Genomic DNA, 20,002 nt, shown 5'->3' with positions numbered 1-20,002 from the left:
ACAGAGAGGAATAATAAACCACACCAACTACCCCTGAACGACACAAAATTCAGTTTATAATGGAGATAAAAGCATATTTATTACTGAATGAAAATTGCCCATTTCTGATTTATCACGAGAAGAGAAAATAGAGCTACTAAATGGTTGTGCTTGGGGCATTGCATTAGTCCATAATATTCTACCACTTTTTGCTTCTACTACTCCTATAGACATAAATATATTATCTGCATTACTTACTGAACAACCCAAAGCACTCATTAAAAAGTCACGTGTACGAGCTCCATTAGTCTTTATTATTTGCACATAATTAAGTAATACAAATATATCGGCTCCTGTTTTTTCTCTTAACATTATAACAGGTTCACCTATATTTTGAGTCATTGAGAAAGCTTTTTCTTCAGATCATAATAAAGGCGTATATAAAGCAGTATAAGTATTATTATAGGAGCTACGGAAACGAGATACTAAATCATCAAGCTTTTGTGTTCTAATATCTTTGTTGTGCAATAGCTTAACTCTTAAACCATTCTTCTGCATTGCTAAAGAAATTTCTTGCTTCAACAATTCTTCCAAATGATCTTCATAGTTATATTTACGTTCTTTACAATTACCAATATCTAAAGTATATACTTCCGTTTGCATCGGTAAAACTAATATTTCCTTGTATACATAAGATAATAAAAATTATAGATTTATGAAAAATTTTATGCATAACATTTAAAGTTAAAAAAAATACAAATAAAGATACTTACATTCATTATTTTCATCAAGATTTATTTTTTACCTATTGCGGTTAAATAATATGGTCATAGAATAAGCAAGTACGGCAAACATGCAAAGATATAAAATCGGGAATAGGTTAAAATCAAATGATTTTATTACCTTTGCACAAATATAATTAGCAGTACCGGACATTAACATTGAACCGATATTATGTCCTAAACTTATAACACGATAGCGTTCTTTAACTACAAAAGACTTAATAACTATACTATGAGCAAGAGCATTAAAAGGTGCAACTGATGCAGCTAACATTAAACTAGCTGCAAGCCCTAAATTAGTCATTTGATATTTTACTGCTATCACAAAAAATACACTTGCTGTAATAGTACATATAAATGCGATTTTTAATACTGAATTAACTCCTAAGCGATCAGCAATAAAACCGGCAATCGGCATGCAAACAGCAAAACATATTACTATTAAGACCGAAAAAGCACTCATAATAATAACGACTGAAGGTAATACGATCGGTAAATATTGCTTCATAAAGATGATCGCAATTTGATATGTTGCTCCAAAACCTCCGGCTAAAAATATTAACCGTGCAATATTTTTCCATTGCTTTTTAATTATAGAGCTAAGTTTTTCAATAGCATCTTGGCTATAGTGTGCTTTTTTAAACTCCGGTGTTTCATCAAATTTCCGGCGATAATAAAGAGTTATTAATGCAAGTGGTAAACTTAGTAAAAACGGAATACGCCAACCCCACTCCGGCAAAATATGAGAATTAAAGAAATTAGTTGCACCGATTCCACATAATAAACCTATTACTCCTGTACATCTAGTTATTGCCGAGGCAGTAAATCGGTATTTTGCTCCTAAATGTTCAATAACATAAATCGCTGCACCGTCATATTCCCCTCCAATAAAAATACCTTGCATGAAGCGACATAAAACTAAAATTATTGTACTCCAAATTCCTATCGAGGAATAATCGGGCAATAAACCTATTATTAAGGTAGGGATTACAATACCGATAATCGTAAAACTTAAGGCTTTTTTTCGACCGTATATATCCCCTATACGTCCAAAAATATAAGCACCCATAGGCTTTGATAAATATGCTGCTGCATAAACGGCAAAAACATTTACAAGCTTTGTTAATAGATCAGTATTGGCTGAAAAGAATTTATCAGCGATAATTGCCGCTGAAAAACCATATAAACTATAATCGTAATATTCAATAATAGTGCCTAAAAAAGCACCAAGAACTTTATTGCGTGATTTTGTTTGTTTCATTTTAAAGGTATACTGTGAGTAAACGAAAAGTAGTTAGACTAATTTGGAAAAGAGCAAGGCGTCTTGAAGCTGATAACCGCAGCGTATATACTAGTACGTGAGGATTATCAGCAAAAGACAACGTAGCCAATTTTTCAAATTAAACGAGTATACATGACCGCTTTGGCCGTTACTTAAAATCCTTCAAAGACCTTTATGTAAAGGTGGACTTCATATATCTAAACTGAATTAGTATTAGACAGGGACGATGTCCTAAAAGTTAGTGGTAGTCCTAAGTTAATATTAAGCTCACAAACCAAGCAGCCAAAAGCTAATATATCACTTTCCCATTTTACGTGCAAGGTTTTCTAGGTAACCTGCTATAGTAGTTAAGGTTTCTGCGAATTTTTCTTCGTCTGGATGATTTTTTTGAAGACCGTTTTTATTAAGTTTTTCTGTTAGACTAGCTATTTCAGCTTGCGCATTAAGTGATGCCATAACTAATAATAGCTCAAAAGAGGCTGTGGGACTACCAAGTTTAATTTCCGCTATTTTATCATTCAATTTATTCGCTAAAGATAGTAATTCTTCCTCATCTCCATTATTACAATATAATTGAAAACTCTTGTTATTTAATGTTACCGTAACAATTGACATAATTATTTTTGCTGTTTTTTTATTTCTTCCAGTTCATTAATATAAATGTTAATTTGATCTAGCATTGTTATATAATTATCTTTTAATACTTTATTTTCGTTTTGTAATTTTTGAACTTCATTTTGATTATTTACAAGCATACTCAACAAATCATCGATTTTATGTTCTACTTCTTCCATTAATTTCTTTAGACTGTTTACATAACCTGCTTCTAAAGGTAATTTGTACGTCGATCCTGTACTCGCATCCTCACGTACGTCTATGTACACTGCGGTGCCGCGTTCCGTGTCTCCTTCAAATGCCTCTTTATTAGCTTCGTTCTGTAAGCAGTCTAATATTTCATTATTATTTTCGTTTAAGCGTTAATTATGAATGGATGACTTACAATAATAATTGATAACATTATAATAGATATAAGTACTAATTGTTTTTTATGTTTATAATTTATTAATACCGTAGCTCTTTTATTATTTAATAATTTTTCGGTTTCGTTCTGTTTAGTAGCTTCTATCTGCTCTGCATTTCTATCTTTTACATTAAGATAATCCAAGTATAATTTTAAGTAACCTCTTACGTATACTTCTCCCGGTAAAACATCAAAATCACCCTCTTCTAAAGCTACTAAATATTTTTTTCTAATTTTTAAATCACTAGATACCTGATTTAAAGTTTTACCTAAATCTAACCTAATTTGCCTAAGCATTGACGACATAATTTACTCAAGTTTTTGTAAGAATATTTCAAATTTCTTGTTCGCTAAAATAATTATATTTAAGTCTATAGTTTCTTGAGCTTTAATTTCTTTAATAAAATCAAGCAAATTTCTAACTAAGTTATTATTATTATCAATCCATAAATCTAAATCAATAGTTGTTTTAGATTTATTAATTATTTTTATTAATAATCTACGTTGTTTGTCATATAAATCATCTTTTAGCGATTGAATACCTAAGCGACGCCAAAATGAATCGTTCAATTGCCTATCACAAGCTTTACGTAACCAATCAAGACTAAACATATCACTTATAACAAAATAAGCTTTTGCTATCTCTTTATTATTCCCTGAAGTCTGTTTTGTTACATATATAATGTCAAATACTGAAATTAAATTGTCAAATGTAGCGATAGTAGCAGCCAATGATTCCTCTACCCCGCTAGTGGTATAATAATTTAATTTTTCTTCAAATCTTATTTTAGTTTCTCCAACTAATAAAGTATCTACCGTTTTTCTTAAGTTTTGTGCAGGAACTCTAAACTCTTCTATAGTTTCACTAATATTAATAGGATGTTTTAAATTTTTAATAAACCACGAAATACCTCGACGCATTAATTTCGTTATTTCGGTAAACATGTCGATTTTTACATTGTAATCAATATTAGTAGGTAGCTTACTTATCGTTTCCCATATATCATCAAGATCAAAAATTTCACAAATAATGGTATATGACCTTATTATATCACAAAGAGGAGCCCCAATCTCACGCTTTACAATACTAATAAGCGGTCCTCCAAGCTGATTCATTATTTTATTTATAGTAACGGTTTTAATAATCTCATGTTTAAGTGGATGAGATAAAATTTCATTACGAAACTTTTTTTGCATCATTTCAGGAAAATAATCTATAAGATATGCATCAAAATATTTATCATGGGAAAAAGTAGAATTAATTAACTCATGATAAGCAGATCTCTTACTATATGATAGCAATATGCAAAGCTCAGGACGAGTTAATACTTCACCGCTAATAGCTCTGCTATTCAATTCTTCTGCACTAGGCAAGAATTCATTTTCCCGCTCTAATACTTTTTCTTCTTCTAAAATATCTATAAATTGACTAAGTATATTAACAGTTAAAGTAGGAGATAGTTGCATAATTGTTATTGCTTCAGTTTGCTTATAATTATCAAGTAATACTAACTCTTCAACTTGCTTTGTCATATCGTTTAGAAGTTTATTACGTTCTTCTAAAGTAATTTTGCCTGAGGTTATCGCACTACTTAAAGCAATCTTGATATTTACCTCATGATCGGAGCAATCAACACCTGCTGAATTATCAATAAAGTCAGCATTTATGCGCCCGCCTTTTTTAGCATATTCAACTCTACCTCTCTGTGATACCCCAACATTACCGCCTTCTGCTATAACTTTTGCTCTAATTTCTTCACCGTCACATCTCAGATTATCATTTGCTTTATCACCGATTTCTAAATTATTTTCCGTTTTAGCTTTGATATAAGTGCCTATTCCGCCATTCCACAATAAATCAACATCTGCTTTTAAAATAGCTTTAATTAATTCTTCCGGTGATAATTCATTATCATTTATATCAAGTAATTTTTTAATTTCCGGCGATAATTTTATTAATTTACTACTGCGTTCAAATACTTTGCCTCCTTTAGAAATAAGCTTAGAATCATAATCAGACCAATTAGAACCCTTTAAATTAAATAAACGCAAACGCTCATTAAAACTTGATAAAGGATCAGGAGTAGGATCAATAAATATATGTTTATGATTAAAGGCAGCAACTAACTTAATAGCCTCTGATCTGAGCATACCGTTACCGAACACATCTCCCGACATATCTCCTATACCTACGACGGTAATAGGGTCTTTTTGGACATCTAACCCTAAAGTTTTAAAGTGATTAGTTACGGAAATCCAAGCTCCTTTGGAAGTAATAGCCATTTTTTTATGATCGTAACCTGCAGAACCACCGGAAGCAAAAGCATCATCAAGCCAGTAATTATATTCTCTTGCCACACTATTAGCATAATCCGAAAATGAGGCTGTACCTTTATCGGCAGCAACCACTAAATAAGGATCTTCTTTATCATAAATAATAACGTCTTTTGGATGTACTACTTTACCGTCAATGATATTATCAGTTATGTCTAATAAACCTCTAAGGAAATTCTTATAGCATTCTACCACTTTTTCCATATATTCATCACGAGTAAGCCCTTCCTCAGTAAAATGAACATAAAAGCCGCCTTTAGAACCGACAGGGACAATAACGGAATTCTTAGTCATTTGTGCTTTCATAAGCCCAAGGACCTCAAGCCTATAATCTTCTGCTCTATCCGACCATCTAAGCCCTCCGCGTGATACGGGACCGCCTCTTAAATGAACAGCTTCAAAATTTCTAGAATAAACAAATGCTTCAGCAAACGGAACAGGTTTAGGTAAATCCGGTACTTTTGAAGAATCAAACTTAAATGAAAAAATATGTTTATGTGGTTGATAGTAATTTGTTCTAGTAATAGCATTAACTATACCAAGCATATTACGTAGTACTTTATCTTCACTACTCATCTCAACGGTTACTAAGTAATTATTTAGTTTATCTTTAATTACATCACAATTATTATCCAAATGTTTAGGATTAAATTTTATATCAAATAGATTTACCAACATTTTTGTATATTCGGGATGTTTAAGTAACGTTAACTGTACATAGCCTTTACCGTAACTAAATCCCGTTTGATGTAAATATCTTGTTAAAGCTTTGACGAGTTTAACTTGCTTCCAATTAAAACCGGCAAGCACTATTAATTTACTTAAAGAATCATTAGCAAGCATCCCAAGTGCCATTTTATCTAAAGCTTCTTCAACATTTATTTTTAATTCGGTAATATTATCCTTTACAGGTACAATAGAAGTTAAGATAAAATTATATATCCAGCTTTCTTTAATTTCGCGAGCCTCCTTAATTGCAAAAGTTTGTTCATCAATTGCTTTAAAACCTAAATTTTCTATTGGCGGCAATATGTTAGAAAGTGCAAGTTTTACTTTTGGACTATATATTTTTAAGTAAAATTCCGTTTCATTTACAGAAACTAGATTAAACATACATTTTTGTGACTTACTTGCTTCCGTTAGATATTCAATATCTACTAAAGCTATTTCCGGAGAAAATTTTTGCCGATAATCTGCCGAAAAAACATTATCAAAAAGTTTTAAATTAATACCTGCTTGATATTCGCCGAATTTTTTAGAAAACTTAAAATAAAAATCTTCACTCCAACGTGTAGAGATACGATCTAAATCTTGCTGTATTATTTCTGCTTCAAAATTTATTTTATGTTCCCCTTGTGCTTCAAGCGTTACAAAAAGATAAGAAAAATTACCGGCTACTTCAGTGATATAGTTGGATAAAATTTTACTACCGAATTTTTCTGCTAAATAACAATCTATCATATTATGCATTTCAGCCGTTAAACGTTCTCGTGGCAGAAAAATTATGATATTAAGAAAAGAACTAGACCAATCATATTGAATAAATAATTTAAGCTTCTTACTCATCATACTTGAGAGCATATGTAAACACATACAATATAAATCGCCTTGATCAATTTGTATTAAAGCTTCTCTCGGTAACGACTCCATTAAAATTCTTAACTTATCGGCATTATAACCAGATAATGCAAAACCGGCTTTCTCAATTACAAAATTAAATTTTTGTCGTAGGATTGGAATATTACTTATTGAATGGTAATACATATTTGAATTATATATACCGAAAATTATACTTCCCGAAATATATTCACCCGAAGAGTCAAATTTTTTCACTAAGATATAGTCGATTAAATTATCTGAATGGATAAGCGACGCACTATTTATTTTACCGAGTATTATTAATTGATTTTGATATAAAGGATTAGCAGAACATTTTATAATATCATCAATCTCGTCTTTTACTTCTTGCCATATTTTTGCTGCTCCTATTTCATTGCTTAATTTTAAAGATTTTACTTCAAAATCAAGAGTCCCTAATAAAACCAAATTATCGTTTTGTAACCAATTTAAGAATTCTTTAGCCTCTTTAAAATGTAATTTATAATTATCAATTATATTTTTAGATAAATCTTGTAATTTTGTGAGTAATTGCGGTAAATGGCTATAGCTTTGCTCTAACTTTTCTAATCTTTCATTTATAGCCTCAGTTAAAAATGTAGTAGTTTTATCGTCAAAATTTCCTAAAATGGTTAAATGTAGTATTGATTCTGATTTTTCATCCGACACAGAATTTTCTAATATTTTTTCTAATTCTCCTTTACTATTTCGGACACAGTTTATTACCGGATGGAGTAAAAACTTAGTTTGCAAATTCATGTTTTTAAGCAGACATATGATAAAATCAACAATATGCGGCTTATTATCAAGTAATATCAAGACATTTATTGCCGGATCATTTTCGATAACTACCTTTGTTATTGCTATTTTTCTTGCTCTTGCTATCCTGTGCTTAAAAAACTTAAAGGCTTCATCTGCAAAATTTTGGAATAATTTTGCTCTATTCTCAAAATCATAATCTATCGGAATATAATTTAAAAACTTTTGAACAAAATCTATATATATGGCACTTGACTCACGTTCCTTGCTAAGTTCTAGAATTTTAGTGTTATAATTCGGGATTTGACAATTTAAACGACTAAAGTTTAAAGAGGTTGTTTTTGGGGTCATGATTTTCTTAAGTAATAATAATATGATTATTTCTGTTGTTATTATATTATATAAAATAACTTAAGCAAGAGGCATAGACAATAAGTGGAAACGATATTTGCACAAAGCTCTGCATTCGGTAAAGCAGGCGTAGCAGTTTTTAGGATTTCTGGTCCTAAAAGTTTAGAAGTTTTACAGCTACTTACCGGTAGAAAGGACTTTAAATCGAGATTAATGTATTATCAACAAATTACAGTCCCTGAAACTAAGGAGTTAATCGATAATGTTATGGTTGTTTATTTTAAGTCACCTGGTAGCTTTACCGGGGAAGACGTAGTTGAAATTCACACGCATGGCAGTAAAGCTATATCTATAATGCTGACAAATGCATTATTAAATATAGCTGGTATTCGTTTGGCAGAAGCAGGAGAGTTTACCAAAAGAGCTTTTTTAAATAACAAATTTGATTTAACAGCAGCAGAGGGGATAGCCGATTTAATTAATGCCGAAACTATAATGCAGCATAAGCAAGCAATTAGACAAGCAAGCGGCAAACTTGAAGCATTATATAATAATTGGCGTAGTCAGCTTTTAAAAATTATCTCTCTGCTTGAAGCTTATATAGATTTCCCGGATGAAGATATACCTGATACCGTCCTTAATGAAGTTACTAATACTCATACAATTCTTGTAAATACAATATCGGAATATCTTAATGATAACAGAAAAGGAGAATTACTACGAAGTGGTCTTAAGCTTGCAATTATCGGTCCGCCAAACGTTGGTAAGTCTAGCTTACTAAACTTCTTAATGCAGAGAGATATAGCGATTGTCTCAAATATTGCAGGAACTACTAGAGATATAATTGAGGGACATTTAGACATTGGCGGCTATCCTATTATTTTACAGGATACAGCAGGTATAAGAGAAGAAAGTAGTGACATTATCGAGCAGGAAGGTATAAAACGAGCTATAAATTCAGCTAAAACAGCAGATATTAAAATTATAATGTTTGATGCCGAAAAATTAGACTCCTCTATAAATGAAGATATTATTAATTTAATTGATGAAAATACTATCACAATAATTAATAAAATTGATTTAATCGAAGCTAGTAAAATCTTTTCTATTGAAAATAAATATAAATGCTTAAGAGTTTCAGTAAAAAATAATATTGCTCTTTCAAGTATATTAAAAAATATTGAAAATATTGCCGAAAACATGGCAGGATTTACCGAAACTCCTTATATAACAAATCAGCGTCATCGTAACTATTTACAACAAGCTCTCTCACATTTAACGGCTTTTAGCTTAGATAATGATTTAGTTCTAGCAACTGAAGATATTAGAATGACAGCAAGCTGCATCGGTGCAATTACGGGTGTTATCAACGTAGAAGAAATACTAGGCGAGATCTTTAAAAATTTCTGCATAGGTAAGTAATATTGTATAGCACGTTCTATGTCATCCCCGCAAGGTATCATTGCATGGACACCAAATGCGAGCAACTGTAAGGAGCGTGGCAACCTCATGAAACAGTAGATTTCTTGCATAAACTCCTTCTAAAGATAATTTGTACGTCAATCCGGTACTCTCGCATCCGTTTCCTGTAAATTCCTTTTATAAGATAGGTTATGCAAGAAGTCTAGTACAAAATGATTGCCACGTCGAGGCTTTATCTCTCCTCGCAATGACGAAAAAACGAAACATTACAGCATAACAATCATTTTTCTCAAATCTTTCAATATATTAATTTATTTTAACTTTATCTTGACAAAAACATTAACATACTTTAGAAATCACGTTTTATTAATTAAAGAAGTAACATTATGGTATCTATATTAAATATAAATTTTAAATGTGTTATGCCTATATTTAGCAATGAAATAGTAAGCCGTTTACCGGGTAATGTAAGCCACATCATTCATAAATTAAGCAATACTATATTTTCATCAGTATATAGTACTGTTGAAGGAGCTTTTAAAAAAGGTTATATAGTGGATAATACACAGTGTAATTGGAAAAACATTGAACAATCTTTCAATGAGTCCCCAAATGATTTTTCAATACTACACCAAGAGTGCAACAATGGTTTAAATATTCCAATAAATAATATTTTTATCGATGCTGAAAATAATCCTCATATACTTTTACAACAAACCGTAACACCTCATCAAAACGGTACGGTTAGTATTCTTAGTCAACTTTATAAAGTAACGAATGATTATATATTCTCTCAAGGCAATATTACCGAAACTAGCGGAGCTGATTTCTTAGGTTTAAACGAATGCACTAAAGAAGAAGCTATGAGTGCTTTACAAAACTATAACGCTTATAAAGAAACTTTAATCCCTCGTGAATCGTTTATAAATACTCTTAAAAATACTCTAAATCACTTGGGTCTCTCTTTAGATAATGTTTCTCCTACAGAAATAGGTAAAGATATTTTAGATCAACTCGGTCAAGCTTACACTGACCCTACTACAGAAAGACCTAACGATGATACAAATGATGGTGGATATAGCGGTGTTTATATAGCTGGAGTAGCATTAGGAACATTAGCTGTAGGTACGATCTTAGGGTATTGCATTAAATATGGATGGGATTGGTATAAGGGAAGAAATATAAAAAATGAAACTTTAGATTTAGTAATGAAGAATAAAGAATTAAAATTTGTAGAACTACTACATGAAAATTTTAAGAAGAATGCAGTTATATTCGATGAAGTTATAAAAATAAATAATTTACATGATATTATAAAACTAGCAAAATCTATTAAGGAATATGAATTCTCAATACTACCACTAACTAATTTAAATAATGAAATTGTAAAATTAAATTCCCCATCCGCTATAGCAATAAACTTAGATTCTTCAAGCGGAATATTGCATGAAATATGTAAGAGTCTTGGCGGTGATGATAGTTTTCAGACTATCAACAACTTTGCACGCTTAATAACAATTATACGAACAGCAAATCCCAAGTCTGAAGAATATAAAGAAAGCATTATAGAAATATTTGAGATATTTAACCATAGTTACACAGATATTGACTATCCAAATTGCGAAATACCGTTATTAGCCGATGTATCATCACCATATAACTCCTTAGGTATAGAAGTATAGAACGTTGTTAGTACCATAACAAACCATAATTTACTTTTTGAAAATTATATATAAAATGATGCTTAGAGTAGCAAAGTGCTATTTCGTGGTGTCGAAACCTCTGCCAAAAGTGAGAACCTTTCTTACAAAACTGATGCAATCCTCAACTTCACGGTCGGGATTATAATAGTTATGTCCAAGGTTTAAAGCTTAAGCTTAGAACCTAAAGGCTATTATGGCTATCGTTGATGGTTTTCTTACTCTCCCAACCACCAAGAGTTTATTTCTCTTCGGTGGTTGAAACCTGAGCAGTTTAAGTTTAATCAATCGGGAACAAATATGTCTGACCACAATACTAAAACCATCTCAAGACTCATCATAGAATTTATTTTAAATGAAAATAAAAAAACCTAAGAGCCAAGATAGCAGATTTACTAGAAAGACCTATAACAAAAAGCGATATCGAAAGAATAGAACAACGCTTAGCAGAATTAGAAAAAATATTTAGTAATGATTTATAGCCTTGAAAATATCATCATCTCATTTTATTAACTACCTACTATAAAAATAAGCACTAAGATCATTATTAACCATTATGGTAAATAGTACAAAAATAGCAAAAGACGGTAAGATTTCTATACCAGTTTCATCATATTAATGTAGAGAGGTAAATGCTTTAAAAGGAGGAAGAACATACATAATCACACCCGCCAATATTAGCATGATTATTCCTAGAACAATACCTACTATATTAAATGCATTTATAAAAGTAATATTAACCTCTTTAATTAATTCGTGAGCACATGAAGGTGGTAGTTGTTGAGCAATAATTATTCCTTCACCGATTGAGTCATGAGCTATTTCTGCCATTGATACAGAAACACCGTGAGGAATTACTAGATTGTTACTATATATAAAAGATGTAATACTCACAATAACAGCTATACCTAATACATTACCTAATTCATTTCTTGTAATGCTGCTGCACCTCCGGATCTCTCTTGCCGGTACTGGCATTCATCATAACTGTTACGGTGTAGAGAGGCATAGACTACTGCCTATACCAAGCAATCCAAGATATATAATATAGTATTCGATAATAAATCTCTATAGTCTCATATACTAGGTAAAATCAATGATATAGTAGTAAAAGCCCACTAAACATTATTACACGTGCGATAAATCGTGTGAGTAAATATGGCATAACTAAAGATGCAATTAAAGCAAAAACTGCTGCAGGCAACATATAAATACCTGCATACAAAGGACTTAACCCTTTGATAAACTGTAACCATAAGGACATAAGATACATTATGGATCCTAAGACACACGTAATCAGCAAATAAACTATTACTCCTATACTAAAATTGCTAATTAAGAATAAACGCATATCCACTAACGGATCATCACTTTTAAGTTGGTGTAAGGTAAATATTATTAGTAACACAATGCCAATTAATAGCATTCCGCCGGATGCTAGATTCATAATACAGTATTTAGCCAACATCTTAATGCCTTGAACTAAAGCTGTCATCCCAAAAAACGATTGAAATACTCCTATCCAATCCCATGGGTTCATTACTAGGATCAGATGATTCAGGAATCCAAACTATACCAAAAGCAATAATTACTAATGCAATAGGTGCATTTATAAAAAATGCAAATTGCCAACTTAAAAGCTCAACCAATACTCCTCCTAGTACTGGTCCTATAGCTGCTCCTACGGTTACCATTATTCCCCACACGGATATTGCGATCATACGTTCATGTGTATTATAAAGTGGAAGGCATCATCACTAATCCTCCTAACCCAAGTAAAGCACGACATAGTACTAATCCCCATGAGCTATCAAATACATAAACTAACATTGAAGCGATGGAAAAAACTAAAAACCCCCAAAGTAATAATCTTTTACGACCAAATCTATCTACTAATGCACCTGCGGTAATGAGAAGACCTGATAATACTAATGCATATGCATTGATTATCCATAATTGTTGTAAATTAGATGGTTTTAAATCAAGGATTATAGTAGGCATAACAGCATGCAAGACTGTAGCTCCATCGATACCAAAAGTAAGCAAATGCTTAAAATAATTAAAATATGCCATCTAAATTTATAAGATATAGATGATGAATTATCTTTAGCGATATATTCAGTTTGCGGAAATTGTGATACCATATGTAATAAGTTATTTAATAAGGGTTTTACTAAATCTATCTTTTTCGAGAACTATGGGACTGTTAACAAGTAATTTAATTAGCTTTAAAATTTATTTTGTTAATAGTCCTAGGTTAATTCAGTTGGTAACATAGTAAGCAAGTCCAAATCAATTAACCATAACACAAGTAAATTTAACATCTAAGCATCACCTAGTATGGAAGTCAAGATTTAATCTTACAAGCACAATAACATAAATAAAATTTGATTTTTCTTTCTCAAGCTTATATTTTAATTGGTAAGTTTATAATATGGAAATTTATGTCAAATACAGATAAGGAAAGAGCCATTGCCGCAGCACTCGCACAAATTGAAAAAAGCTACGGTAAAGGTGCGGTAATGAAACTAGGGCAGCGTCCGCATGTTGATATAGAAGCCGTATCGACCGGCTCACTTGGTCTAGATATAGCTCTTGGAATCGGCGGTGTTCCCAAAGGTAGAATCATCGAGATTTTTGGTCCTGAAAGCTCAGGTAAAACCACTCTAACATTGCATTTAATTGCAGAAGCTCAAAAAAAGGGTGGTACATGTGCTTTTATTGATGCCGAGCATGCATTAGACCCTGCTTATGCTAAAAAATTAGGCGTAAATATTGATGAGCTTATTATTTCACAGCCTGATACAGGTGAACAAGCCCTAGAAATTGCCGATACGTTAATTCGCTCCAGCGGTATTGATATGATAATAATAGATAGTGTTGCGGCTTTAGTACCGAAATCAGAGATTGAGGGCGAAATGGGTGATGCTCAAATGGCTTCTCAAGCAAGGTTAATGAGCCAAGCTTTGCGTAAACTTACTGCATCAATTAATCGCACCAATTGTATTACTGTTTTCATCAATCAAATCAGAATGAAAATAGGTGTGATGTTCGGTAGTCCTGAAACTACGACAGGCGGTAATGCCTTAAAATTCTATGCTTCTGTTAGGATCGATATAAGAAGAATCGGCTCCATTAAAGATAAAGAAGAAGTAATAGGCAGCCAAACCAAAGTAAAAGTAGTCAAAAACAAAGTATCTCCTCCATTTAAAACTGCAGATTTTGATATAATGTACGGTTCAGGCATTTCAAAAGAAGGCGAGATAATCGACCTTGGAGTTAAGCTTGATATTGTTGAGAAATCCGGCTCTTGGTTTTCCTACAAGAACGTACGCATAGGTCAAGGGCGTGAAAACGTCAAACAATATTTAAAAGAACATCCACAAATTTCCAACGAAATTGAGAAAATAATACGTGAAAAATCGTTAAAAATTACTAATATAAATCTTGATCAAACGGAGGAAGAAAATGATTGATTTAACAGGTAAAACTTCCTTAATTACGGGAGCTTCAGGAGGCATAGGCGGAGCTATAGCGAGGTTACTGCACAAACTCGGAAGCCATGTAATTATTAGCGGTAGTAATGAGGAAAAATTAAAATCCCTTGGAAAGGTTGTAAAAGATAATTATACGATAGAAGTATGTAATCTTGCCGATAAGGAAGAATGTAGCAATTTAATATCTAAAGCATCAAAGTTAGATATTTTAGTATGTAATGCCGGTATTACTAGCGATACGCTAGCAATTAGAATGAAAGATGAAGATTTTGACAAAGTTATTGATATTAATTTAAAAGCAAATTTTATTTTAAATCGTGAAGCAATAAAAAAAATGATACAAAACAGGTATGGACGTATTATTAACATATCTTCAATAGTAGGAATTTCAGGTAACCCCGGGCAGACTAATTATTGTGCTTCTAAAGCAGGTTTAATAGGTATGACCAAATCACTCTCTTACGAAGTTGCAACCAGAGGAATTACGGTTAACACAGTAGCTCCAGGATTTATTAAATCAGATATGACCGATAAACTAAATGAAAAACAAAGAGAAGCTATAGTACAAAAAATTCCGCTAGGCACTTACGGTATGCCGGAAGACGTGGCAAACGCAGTCGCATTTTTAGCAAGCGATCAGGCATCATATATTACCGGTCAAACTATACATGTAAACGGCGGTATGTTAATGGTATAAAAATTAATAAGATTATTTTGTGCTAGCATAAAATAATTTTTTGTGCTAGAAGTTCTTTTAAAGGTAAAATGCGATGAATATTTTAAATAAATATTCATACAGTTAAAATAAAGTCTAATAGCTGAATAACCGCTATTATACGGCATATAAAATTAAATGATTTATGGAGTTCAAAATTATGAGTACAACGGATAAGATCGAACAGAAAGTTATTGAAATGGTTGCTGAAAAGCTAAATAAAGATAAATCGATAATAACTACGGATTCAAGATTTATAGAAGATTTGAAAGCCGATAGCCTTGATACCGTAGAGTTAATGATGGCAATAGAAGTTGAATACGGTATTGATATCCCTGATGATGAAGCCACTAAAATTAAAACCGTATCCGATGTTATAAAATATATCAAAGAACGCCAATCTTAATCTGTATAAATTAAATCTATAATATATAATTAAAAATGTCGAATCAAAGAGTAAATAAAAGAGTAGTTATTACCGGGCTTGGACTTGTTACTCCTGTTGGACTTAATGTTAGCTCATCTTGGAAAAATATTGTAGATGGAGTAAGCGGTATAAAAACTATTACAGAATTTGACACTTCTAAACTTGCGTGTAAAATTGCCGGACTTATAGATAACTCTGAGAAAAATGGATTTAAACTTGAAAATTTCACACAAGCAGATGACATTAATAGACTAAGTAAAATGGATAAATTTATCCGTTACGGAGTAGCAGCCACAACCGAAGCAGTTGAAGATAGCGGCTGGTTACCCGACGATGAAAAATCTCGTGATAGAACCGGCTTGATATTAGGTTCAGGAATCGGCGGGCTTAAAATGATCGAAGATACCTCTATCAAACTTTATCAAGAAAATAACGGCAAAGTTAGTCCTTTCTTTATCCCCGCTTCATTAATTAATCTTTTATCCGGTCTTGTTTCTATAAAATACGGTTTTAGCGGTCCAAACCAAGCGGCAGTAACAGCTTGCTCTACAGGGGCACATGCTATAGGCGATGCTATGCGTATGATAAAGCACGGCTATGCCGATGTTATGATCGCAGGCGGTGCAGAAGCTCCAGTTACACCTGTCGGAGTTGCAGGTTTCGTTGCTGCTAGAGCATTATGTACTAAATATAACGATAATCCTAAAAAAGCCTCAAGACCTTGGGATAAAGACCGCAGCGGCTTTGTTATGGGTGAAGGAGCAGGCGTTGTAGTCTTAGAAGAATATGAGCATGCCTTAAATCGAGGGGCTAAAATTTACGGTGAAGTTATAGGATACGGCTCTACAGGTGACGCCTATCATATGACAGCTCCACATCCTGAAGGTAGAGGAGCTTATAGAGCGATGAGAGACGCAATGCTAGATGCAACTATCACGCCCGATATGATTGATTATATTAATGCACACGGTACTTCTACTACACTTGGTGATGGAATAGAATTAGCAGCCGTACAAAAATTATTTTTAGAAGCGAATCCCAAAGTTTTAATGTCTTCTACTAAATCATCAATAGGACATTTGCTTGGTGCGGCAGGAAGTGTTGAGTTTATCTTTTCAACTCTTGCAATTAGAGACCAGATTGCACCGCCAACCTTAAACTTAGATACCCCTATGGATGAGGTGAATATAGATTTAGTTGCACTTAAAGCTAAGAAAACTAAGATAGATTACGTGCTTTCTAACTCGTTCGGATTCGGTGGTACTAATGCTAGTTTAGTGATTAAGAGTATACTCGTTTAATTTGAAAAATTGGCACAAAGTCCTATAAGCACTGTTGTGGTACTCACATATTAAGTATACGTTCCGCTCCTCGTCTTATGGACTCCTTGAGCTTTTCCAAATTAAACTTCGTCTACCAACCTTTAACTAATGTCATTCCTGCGAAAGCAGGAATCCAGTAAAACATATAAAAACTTATTTTTATATGTTTATTCTATCAAATATGTAATTTTGTACCAATATTAAGGTTATTTTTCTAGATTCCTGCTTTCGCAGGAATGACATAAAAACTAGCCAATAATCAACTATGACCCCAATTTATTACATTAAAGACGGTAACTTAAGTTTTGCGGATAAAGTAATTTTATCTGATTTAGAGCTTTATTTGTACACAGGCGATAAGATTTGTCTTATAGGACGTAACGGCTGCGGGAAATCAAGCTTAATGAAAGTCATATCAGGTGATTATGAGTTAGATAACGGTGAATTATTTCAAGATCCTTTAGTTACAACCGGTTATTTAAGACAAGATATTTCTATAAAAACTCATCTAACTGTTTATGATTTTGTCTTACAACAAACAGATAGTACAAAAGAAATAGATAAATACCAAATCGATATAATTCTAGAAAAATTACAAATCAAAGGAACAGATAATTTATCCACCTATTCAGGCGGTCAACTGAGAAGAGCAAGCCTTGCTAAAGCTTTAATATTAGAGCCAGAAATATTACTACTTGATGAACCAACTAACCATCTAGATATTGCAACAATCGAATGGTTAGAAGAATTTGTTAAATCTTATAACGGTGCTATTATTTGCGTTAGTCATGATAGAACATTCCTCTCAAATGTTACTAATAAAATTTGGTGGCTTGATAGAGGAATTTTACGTAAATCCGATAAAGGATTTAAATTTTTTGATGAATGGCAAACAATTATCATAGACCAAGAAGAAGCCGCTCTTCGGAAATTAAATAAAAAATTATCTCAAGAAAATGAATGGTTAAATGCCGGTGTTACTGCTAGACGTAAACGGAATCAAAAGAGACTTGCGGATTTGAAAGCTTTAAGAGCAATAACACAAGAACAGACTGCAAAACTAGCTAGTGCAACACAAAGAGTTAGGGTAGAGCTTGCCGAAAATATAGCTAAAAGTAAATTCATTATTGAAGCAGATAATATTACTTTTAGTTATAAAAATACTAAAATTATCGATAATTTTAGCTTTCGTGTAAAAAAAGGCGAGAAAATTGGTATAATCGGTGCAAATGGCTCAGGCAAATCTACCTTTATCAAACTACTAACAAAACAGCTTACCCCTGAAAACGGCAAAATTATATATGGCGGTAATTTAGATATTTCATATTTTGATCAACATAGAGAAAAACTAGAGCCTAATCATACATTACAACAAACTTTATGTCCTACAGGCGGTGATCAAGTATTTTTGCCAAACGGTAAAACCATGCATGTTGCCGGTTATTTGAAACAATTCATGTTTAATCCTAAACTACTTAATGCAAAAACCGCTATTTTATCAGGCGGTGAAGCTAATAGATTATTACTTGCAAAAATTCTAATTAACCCTGGCAATCTGTTAATTTTAGATGAACCGACTAATGACCTCGATATGGATAGTCTGGAAATTTTACTAGATATACTTGCAGATTATTCAGGTACTTTAATAGTCGTGAGCCATGATCGTGACTTTTTAGATAGGTTAGTTACTAGAACTTTAGTTTTCGCTCAAGGTAAAATTCATGATTTAACAGGAGGTTATGAAGATTATAAGCAGTATTTTACTACCTCTCCTATAGCCAAAAAAGCTTCAAAACCACTACCACTAACTTCTCAAAAAGAACCTCTAAATAAAAAGCTATCTTATAAATATCAGCGTTTGCTTGAAACATTGCCCAACTATATTGAAAAGCTAGAAATATCCATCAAACACTTAGAAAAAGAACTTGAAGACGTTAATCTATATTTAGATAATCCTCAAAAATATAACCGCATTACTAGACAATTAATTAATGATAAAAAGAAACTAGACGAGTTATTAAATCAATGGCTAGAAATACAAGATTAATTTTTATTAAAATTTTCTTGACTTAATTATTAACTTTTGTTAACGTTTCTTGGCGTTAATATTAAAGATGATGAGCATGTATGTCGGATATAACAGCTACATTAAAATATAAATTCGATAATTTAAAAGAGCATCTTAACAATTCTTATTCTCGCTCTCAAATAGAAATAATTCTAGGAGAATTGAGTAGTTTACAAAGCGAAGCAGCTTCATATGGCTTGAGTTTTGATATATCCATTCTAAAAGAGAATGCTGAAACTAAGATCAAGAACTATGAAGTAGAACAATCTATTGAGAAAGCTAGGGTTCAAGAAGAAGAATTGCTAAAATCACAAAGAGCAATAAAATTTGCCGAAGAAGAAAAAGAAATCGCACAAAGAATTGCTGCACTTAATAATTTGTAATAGTTGAGATTTTATCTTACATTTAGTAAAATAAATTAATTATTAAATGGAGATAAAGAATGCACTTAAATCAAAAAATAATAAAGCCAAAAATAGGATTACTAGAACTTGCTAAGAGCCTTGGTAGTATATCATCAGCATGTAAAGCGATGGGATATAGTAGAGACAGTTATTACAGATTTAAAGAACTGTATGAAACTGGTGGCGAAGAAGCGTTATATGAAATTAGTCGCAGAAAGCCAATAATAGCCAATAGAGTTGATCCAGCGATAGAGAAGGCAGTAATGGATATGGCAATAGAATATCCAGCATATGGTCAGCTAAGAGTATCAAATGAGCTTAA

General features: G+C 32.2%; 19 protein-coding genes, 1 other RNA gene and 1 pseudogene. 9 read left to right on the top strand and 12 right to left on the bottom strand.

What is annotated here, in order from left to right; all coding sequences use genetic code 11:
• Positions 1-54 precede the first annotated feature (54 nt).
• The 8 genes from RAT170B_RS02405 to RAT170B_RS02375 form a co-directional block, all read right to left on the bottom strand.
• The gene (locus tag RAT170B_RS02405) at positions 55-381 is read right to left on the bottom strand and encodes a hypothetical protein (RefSeq protein WP_261368649.1); all 327 of its coding nucleotides are present in this window, start codon (positions 379-381) and stop codon (positions 55-57) included.
• Positions 382-402: 21 nt separating this feature from the next.
• Positions 403-642 carry a hypothetical protein gene (locus RAT170B_RS02400; protein WP_024704360.1) on the bottom strand — a complete coding sequence of 80 codons (240 nt, stop codon included), beginning with the start codon at positions 640-642 and terminating at the stop codon, positions 403-405.
• A gap of 138 nt (positions 643-780) precedes the next feature.
• Positions 781-2,022 (bottom strand): MFS transporter, encoded by a 1,242-nt coding sequence (locus RAT170B_RS02395; RefSeq protein ID WP_014014764.1) that lies wholly within the window; start codon positions 2,020-2,022, stop codon positions 781-783.
• A gap of 150 nt (positions 2,023-2,172) precedes the next feature.
• A non-coding RNA gene (gene ssrS, locus RAT170B_RS08315) (6S RNA) lies at positions 2,173-2,331 on the bottom strand.
• A gap of 9 nt (positions 2,332-2,340) precedes the next feature.
• Positions 2,341-2,658, bottom strand: a complete 318-nt coding sequence (locus RAT170B_RS02390; RefSeq protein WP_004997454.1) for a cell division protein ZapA — start codon at positions 2,656-2,658, stop codon at positions 2,341-2,343.
• 2 nt (positions 2,659-2,660) lie between these two features.
• Positions 2,661-2,996, bottom strand: coding sequence for a palindromic element RPE1 domain-containing protein (locus tag RAT170B_RS02385; RefSeq protein ID WP_045805538.1), 336 nt, complete (start codon positions 2,994-2,996; stop codon positions 2,661-2,663).
• Positions 2,997-3,013: 17 nt separating this feature from the next.
• Positions 3,014-3,370, bottom strand: a complete 357-nt coding sequence (locus tag RAT170B_RS02380; protein ID WP_045805537.1) for a helix-turn-helix domain-containing protein — start codon at positions 3,368-3,370, stop codon at positions 3,014-3,016.
• 3 nt (positions 3,371-3,373) lie between these two features.
• Positions 3,374-8,125 (bottom strand): NAD-glutamate dehydrogenase, encoded by a 4,752-nt coding sequence (locus tag RAT170B_RS02375; RefSeq protein ID WP_045805536.1) that lies wholly within the window; start codon positions 8,123-8,125, stop codon positions 3,374-3,376.
• 84 nt (positions 8,126-8,209) lie between these two features.
• On the opposite strand from RAT170B_RS02375, the gene mnmE reads away from it, so the two are divergent.
• On the top strand, positions 8,210-9,547 hold the full coding sequence (mnmE, locus tag RAT170B_RS02370) for a tRNA uridine-5-carboxymethylaminomethyl(34) synthesis GTPase MnmE (RefSeq protein ID WP_045805535.1): 1,338 nt from the start codon (positions 8,210-8,212) through the stop codon (positions 9,545-9,547).
• A 386-nt stretch (positions 9,548-9,933) separates the two neighbouring features.
• Entirely contained in the window at positions 9,934-11,229 is a 1,296-nt protein-coding gene (locus RAT170B_RS02365; RefSeq protein ID WP_045805534.1) for a DUF5460 family protein, read from the top strand.
• Between the two features lie 633 nt (positions 11,230-11,862).
• Here the strand turns inward: RAT170B_RS02365 and RAT170B_RS02360 are convergent.
• The 4 genes from RAT170B_RS02360 to RAT170B_RS02345 form a co-directional block, all read right to left on the bottom strand.
• The gene (locus RAT170B_RS02360) at positions 11,863-12,225 is read right to left on the bottom strand and encodes a hypothetical protein (RefSeq protein WP_261368648.1); all 363 of its coding nucleotides are present in this window, start codon (positions 12,223-12,225) and stop codon (positions 11,863-11,865) included.
• 115 nt (positions 12,226-12,340) lie between these two features.
• Entirely contained in the window at positions 12,341-12,787 is a 447-nt protein-coding gene (locus RAT170B_RS11155) for a hypothetical protein (protein WP_261368647.1), read from the bottom strand.
• Positions 12,717-12,941: an MFS transporter gene (locus RAT170B_RS02350; RefSeq protein WP_045805533.1), complete on the bottom strand. Its 225-nt coding sequence runs from the start codon at positions 12,939-12,941 to the stop codon at positions 12,717-12,719. Before RAT170B_RS02350 ends, RAT170B_RS11155 begins: the two co-directional genes overlap by 71 nt.
• Before the next feature lie 40 nt (positions 12,942-12,981).
• Entirely contained in the window at positions 12,982-13,320 is a 339-nt protein-coding gene (locus RAT170B_RS02345) for an MFS transporter (protein ID WP_261368646.1), read from the bottom strand.
• A 371-nt stretch (positions 13,321-13,691) separates the two neighbouring features.
• Between RAT170B_RS02345 and recA the strand changes: the two genes are divergently transcribed.
• The 7 genes and pseudogenes from recA to RAT170B_RS02310 all read left to right on the top strand — a co-directional run.
• Positions 13,692-14,723, top strand: coding sequence for a recombinase RecA (gene recA, locus RAT170B_RS02340; protein WP_014014775.1), 1,032 nt, complete (start codon positions 13,692-13,694; stop codon positions 14,721-14,723).
• A complete protein-coding gene (gene fabG, locus RAT170B_RS02335) occupies positions 14,716-15,441 on the top strand; it encodes a 3-oxoacyl-ACP reductase FabG (protein ID WP_014014776.1) in 726 nt (241 codons plus the stop codon). Before recA ends, fabG begins: the two co-directional genes overlap by 8 nt.
• Positions 15,442-15,604: 163 nt before the next feature.
• The gene (gene acpP / locus RAT170B_RS02330; RefSeq protein WP_008579292.1) at positions 15,605-15,865 is read left to right on the top strand and encodes an acyl carrier protein; all 261 of its coding nucleotides are present in this window, start codon (positions 15,605-15,607) and stop codon (positions 15,863-15,865) included.
• Positions 15,866-15,900: 35 nt separating this feature from the next.
• Positions 15,901-17,187 (top strand): beta-ketoacyl-ACP synthase II, encoded by a 1,287-nt coding sequence (gene fabF, locus RAT170B_RS02325; RefSeq protein WP_014014777.1) that lies wholly within the window; start codon positions 15,901-15,903, stop codon positions 17,185-17,187.
• 286 nt (positions 17,188-17,473) lie between these two features.
• Positions 17,474-19,255 (top strand): ABC-F family ATP-binding cassette domain-containing protein, encoded by a 1,782-nt coding sequence (locus RAT170B_RS02320; RefSeq protein ID WP_045805532.1) that lies wholly within the window; start codon positions 17,474-17,476, stop codon positions 19,253-19,255.
• An 80-nt stretch (positions 19,256-19,335) separates the two neighbouring features.
• Positions 19,336-19,656, top strand: a pseudogene (locus RAT170B_RS02315) (hypothetical protein); the annotation flags it as partial.
• Between the two features lie 62 nt (positions 19,657-19,718).
• On the top strand, positions 19,719-20,002 hold a 284-nt coding region (locus RAT170B_RS02310; protein ID WP_045805530.1), incomplete at its 3' end, for a helix-turn-helix domain-containing protein.

It is taken from the genome of Rickettsia argasii T170-B, from assembly GCF_000965185.1.
GTDB classification, from domain to species: domain Bacteria; phylum Pseudomonadota; class Alphaproteobacteria; order Rickettsiales; family Rickettsiaceae; genus Rickettsia; species Rickettsia rickettsii.
Note: the sequence above shows the minus strand (reverse complement) of the source record. Positions and strands in the feature narration are given on the sequence as shown.

Coding starts and splice junctions, on each gene's coding strand:
- RAT170B_RS02400 (WP_024704360.1), bottom strand. CDS start 642: ATGCAAACGGAAGTATATACTTTAGATATTGGTAATTGTAAAGAACGT.
- RAT170B_RS11155 (WP_261368647.1), bottom strand. CDS start 12,787: ATGAACCCATGGGATTGGATAGGAGTATTTCAATCGTTTTTTGGGATG.
- recA (WP_014014775.1), top strand. CDS start 13,692: ATGTCAAATACAGATAAGGAAAGAGCCATTGCCGCAGCACTCGCACAA.
- RAT170B_RS02365 (WP_045805534.1), top strand. CDS start 9,934: ATGGTATCTATATTAAATATAAATTTTAAATGTGTTATGCCTATATTT.
- RAT170B_RS02395 (WP_014014764.1), bottom strand. CDS start 2,022: ATGAAACAAACAAAATCACGCAATAAAGTTCTTGGTGCTTTTTTAGGC.
- RAT170B_RS02345 (WP_261368646.1), bottom strand. CDS start 13,320: ATGGCATATTTTAATTATTTTAAGCATTTGCTTACTTTTGGTATCGAT.
- RAT170B_RS02375 (WP_045805536.1), bottom strand. CDS start 8,125: ATGACCCCAAAAACAACCTCTTTAAACTTTAGTCGTTTAAATTGTCAA.
- acpP (WP_008579292.1), top strand. CDS start 15,605: ATGGAGTTCAAAATTATGAGTACAACGGATAAGATCGAACAGAAAGTT.
- RAT170B_RS02390 (WP_004997454.1), bottom strand. CDS start 2,658: ATGTCAATTGTTACGGTAACATTAAATAACAAGAGTTTTCAATTATAT.
- RAT170B_RS02380 (WP_045805537.1), bottom strand. CDS start 3,370: ATGTCGTCAATGCTTAGGCAAATTAGGTTAGATTTAGGTAAAACTTTA.
- RAT170B_RS02360 (WP_261368648.1), bottom strand. CDS start 12,225: ATGCCAGTACCGGCAAGAGAGATCCGGAGGTGCAGCAGCATTACAAGA.
- fabG (WP_014014776.1), top strand. CDS start 14,716: ATGATTGATTTAACAGGTAAAACTTCCTTAATTACGGGAGCTTCAGGA.
- RAT170B_RS02405 (WP_261368649.1), bottom strand. CDS start 381: ATGACTCAAAATATAGGTGAACCTGTTATAATGTTAAGAGAAAAAACA.
- RAT170B_RS02320 (WP_045805532.1), top strand. CDS start 17,474: ATGACCCCAATTTATTACATTAAAGACGGTAACTTAAGTTTTGCGGAT.
- fabF (WP_014014777.1), top strand. CDS start 15,901: ATGTCGAATCAAAGAGTAAATAAAAGAGTAGTTATTACCGGGCTTGGA.
- RAT170B_RS02350 (WP_045805533.1), bottom strand. CDS start 12,941: ATGGTAACCGTAGGAGCAGCTATAGGACCAGTACTAGGAGGAGTATTG.